The following is a 2,474-nucleotide window of genomic DNA, read 5'->3' on the forward strand; positions in this document are numbered from 1 at the left end:
TGCGGCTGTCACGCCGACGACGGCTGCGCCTGCCGCGCCCGCCCCGCTGCCCCTGGTCGCCTCCGCTAACCCCGTGGCCCAGGCCGTAGACAAGGCGGCCTGGAGCCCGGCCGTTGCGGCCAACCCCGCGGCGCAGCGCGACATCCTGATCCGCGCCCAGGTGCTGCTGGACCGCGCCCACTTCTCGCCCGGCGTGATCGACGGCCGGGGTGGGGAAAATGTGAAAAACGCCATCGCCGCCTATGAGCGCGCCAACGACCTCACCCCCGACGGGCTGCTGGACGCCGAGGTGTGGGCCAAGCTGACCGCCGACAGCGGACCCGCCCTGATGGACTATGTGGTCACGCAGGCCGATGCGACCGGCCCCTACACGCCGGAGATCCCCAAAAAGTACGAAGACATGGCCAAGCTGGACCGGCTGGGCTTCACCAACCCCGTCGAGGCGATGGCAGAGCGCTTCCACATGGATCAGGCGCTGCTGCTGGCGCTGAACCCCGGCGTCGACTTCACCGTCGCGGGCGCCACGATCCTGGTGGCCGCCACCAGCGCCGGCGCCCTGCCCGCCAAGGTGGCCGCCATCGAGGTGGACAAGGCGCTGAAGCAGGTCCGCGCCTATGACGCCGCCGGCAAGCTGCTGGCGGTCTATCCCGCGACGGTGGGCTCCACCGACATGCCGACGCCTGCCGGCGAACTGGCTGTCCGCACCATCGCGCCCGCGCCCACCTGGACCTACGACCCCGCCAAGCTGAACTTCGGCGACAAATCGGCCGGCAAGCTGGTGGTCAAGGCCGGCTCCAACAACCCCGTCGGCGCGGTCTGGATCGACCTCACCAAGGAAACCTACGGCATCCACGGGGCGCCGGAGCCCAAGCTGGTCGGCAAGGTGGCCAGCCACGGCTGCGTGCGCCTCACCAACTGGGACGCGGTACAACTGTCCAAGGCGGTGGAGAAGGGGACGAAGGTGGTGTTCATGGGTGAGGTGGCGGGGAAGGCCTGATGGCGGGCGTTTAGCCCGCAGGCGACCTCCTGAGCATCCGCTTTGGGGTGGAAGGCGGTCGCTCGCGTGCAAAGTGTTTGCCGCGTGGTTGCGCTAGACTCTAGCACCATCGGACTGGAGCCTTCTCCCTACCGTCTCAGGGTCAAGGCGAACGTCGCGAGCGAGGAGCAACGATTGCACAGCAAACTGCTGAAATCACCCTGGAGGCTTGGCGCGATCATCATCTCAGCAGCGGCAATACTGTTGGCCCTGAGCTATGTCTCTCAGACGGCCAGCCCTGATGCGCCGACCGAAGCGCTCGAACGCAAATGCACTCAGCGGAAAACAGAGCGGATTTGCCGCAACGTCCCACTGTACCGCACGACGGTGTATGATGGCGGCAGTTGTGTCTGGGTGACCGGTCGGTGCGAGTTCTTCGTCCCAGACGCTGGCTGGTAGCGGACTTACCTGCCTGTTGCGTGGTGCCCACTCACCGAAAACGCAGTCCGTCCGGAGGTCGCCTAGTCTAAGGGGTCGTCAGCGGCACCGAGCCCCGTGCGTAAAAACGCTAGTTTAACTTGCGCGAAGCGCCGGACGCCATCCCCTAACTCCGCCACTTCAGTGTCACAGCCTTCACTGGATTGACGAACGCCCGACCCTCTCGCCGGCTGGCCGCCCATTCGCGTTTCAGCGCCTGGTACCACTTGGCCTGGACGTCGGCGTCGTCGATCCAGAGCAGGGTGGGATCGTATTTCAGCCCCTGGTTCTGAAGGGTCACCATGTCGCCGTCCTGGCGCAGGAAGATTTTTGCCAGAACCGCGATCAGCGGCTTGAGAACCGCGAACGCCGGGTGGTCGGACCAGACGATCTGGGTCACCCGGGTCCGGGCGGCGTCGATGGGCGTCAGGCAGGTGAGCAACAGCACCTGGCGCCGGCCCACCGTCACATGCTCCCACCGCAGCGCCGGGAGGCGGAAGGTGATCTCGGTCAGGGGCTCGCCGCCCAGGATCGCATAGGCGCGGCTGTTGCTGGAGGGTTCATGGCGGACCATGGCGAAGCCCAGGTCGCGCGGCTCGAACCGCTTGGCCTTGTCGTGCTCGCTGCCGGCGGTACGCCACCACCACTGGCGGTGCACATAGGGACCGTGGGCGGGGTCCATCAGGCCGACCACCGCCTGGTCGATGTGGGCGTCGAACACCACTTCGTCGACCAGTTTCGGCGCCCCGCCCACCACGCCAGGGAAGATGGGCGGCGGGCCGTCCGGTTCGCTGGCCGGGGTTGCGCCCATCCACACGAAGACCATGCCTTGGCCCTCGGCCACGGGATATCGGCGGACGCGAATCGTCGAGACATCCAGCGCCTGGTCGGAGGTCAGCGAGGGGATCGCCGCGCAGGCGCCGTCCGCGCCGAACCGCCAGCCGTGGTAGGGGCACTGGACGGTCTCCACGCCATTGGCGTCGCGGTGGAACGATCCAGCCGACAGCGGCGCGGCCCGGTG

The 2,474-nt window shown here is 67.5% G+C and carries 3 protein-coding genes; 2 read left to right on the forward strand and 1 reads right to left on the reverse strand.

Annotation, left to right across the window (positions count from 1 at the left end; genetic code table 11):
* Both RMO97_RS00595 and RMO97_RS00600 read left to right on the forward strand, forming a co-directional pair.
* Positions 1–997: L,D-transpeptidase (locus RMO97_RS00595; protein ID WP_310538628.1), on the forward strand; the 997-nt coding region annotated here is incomplete at its 5' end.
* A 174-nt stretch (positions 998–1,171) separates the two neighbouring features.
* Positions 1,172–1,435, forward strand: coding sequence for a hypothetical protein (locus RMO97_RS00600; RefSeq protein WP_310538629.1), 264 nt, complete (start codon positions 1,172–1,174; stop codon positions 1,433–1,435).
* Between the two features lie 145 nt (positions 1,436–1,580).
* Here RMO97_RS00600 and RMO97_RS00605 read toward each other — a convergent pair.
* A partial coding sequence (locus RMO97_RS00605; protein WP_310538630.1) for an aromatic ring-hydroxylating dioxygenase subunit alpha occupies positions 1,581–2,474 on the reverse strand: 894 nt, incomplete at its 5' end.

Origin of the sequence: Phenylobacterium sp., from assembly GCF_031425575.1 — a bacterium.
In the GTDB taxonomy this organism is placed as follows: domain Bacteria; phylum Pseudomonadota; class Alphaproteobacteria; order Caulobacterales; family Caulobacteraceae; genus Phenylobacterium.